This window comes from Methanoculleus sp. UBA413 (assembly GCF_002502935.1).
Classification (GTDB): Archaea; Halobacteriota; Methanomicrobia; order Methanomicrobiales; family Methanoculleaceae; genus Methanoculleus; species Methanoculleus bourgensis.
This window is the reverse complement of the sequence record NZ_DAQR01000063.1, coordinates 12,493-13,477: the sequence shown is the minus strand read 5'-3', so window position 1 is coordinate 13,477 and position 985 is coordinate 12,493. Positions and strand designations below refer to the sequence as shown.

The window sequence follows — 985 nt, the reverse complement described above, 5'->3', positions numbered from 1 at the left end:
GACGAGGTGATGGCCGCAGAGCCCGACGCACTCTTCATCACGAACGGCCCCGGTGACCCCAGGAAGGCAGTCGACGCCATCCGGTGCGTCAGGGACCTGGCCGGGGAGGTGCCGGTCATCGGCATCTGCATGGGCATCCAGGTGATCGCCCTGGCCCTTGGCGGCGAGACGTACAAGATGAAGTTTGGCCATCGGGGAACAAATCAGCCGGTCCGCTACCGGGATGGGAGCATCGCCATCACCACGCAGAACCACGGTTTTGCGGTGGACGAAGAGACCCTGCCGGAGGGGTGCGTAGTCTCGTACCGGAACGTGAACGACGGCACGGTGGAGGGCTTCGAGGTGCCGGACCTCAACATAACATGCGTCCAGTTCCACCCGGAGGCGCACGGCGGGCCCCGGGACACGGAGATGCACTTCTTTGACCGCGTCTACAGGGGGATCCCATAATGCCGAAGAGACCGGATATCAGAAAAGTCCTCATCATCGGCTCCGGCCCCATCCAGATCGGGCAGGCGGCTGAGTTCGACTTCTCGGGGTCGCAGGCCTGCCGGGCGCTCCGGGAAGAGGGGGTCGAGGTCGTCCTCGTGAACTCCAACCCCGCGACGATCCAGACCGACCCTGATATGGCGGATGCCATCTACATCGAGCCCCTGAAGGCCGATGTCATAGCAGAGATCATCAAAAAGGAGAAGCCGGACGGGATCCTGAGCGGCATGGGCGGCCAGACCGGCCTGAACATGACGGCCGAGCTCGCGGAGATGGGCGCGCTTGCGGGCGTCGAGATCCTCGGGACGCCGCTTGAGGCGATCTACCGGGGAGAAGACCGCGAGCAGTTCCGCGACCTGATGAACGCCATCGGTGAGCCCGTCCCCCGGAGCATGATCCTCGGGAACACAAAGCAGATCGACGAGGCTATCCGGGAGGTTGGTCTCCCGGCGATCATCAGGCCGGCGTATACCCTGGGCGGTTCAGGGGGCGGTGT

The 985-nt window shown here is 64.5% G+C and carries 1 protein-coding gene and 1 pseudogene; both read left to right on the top strand.

Translation table 11 applies throughout. From position 1 onward, the window contains the following. Positions 1 to 450, top strand: a 450-nt coding sequence (locus tag BP858_RS04765; protein WP_286878983.1) for a glutamine amidotransferase-related protein, incomplete at its 5' end; no start/stop codon positions are given. Beyond that, positions 450 to 985: pseudogene (locus BP858_RS04760) on the top strand (carbamoyl-phosphate synthase large subunit); the annotation flags it as partial. The gene BP858_RS04765 and the pseudogene BP858_RS04760, both read left to right, overlap by 1 nt.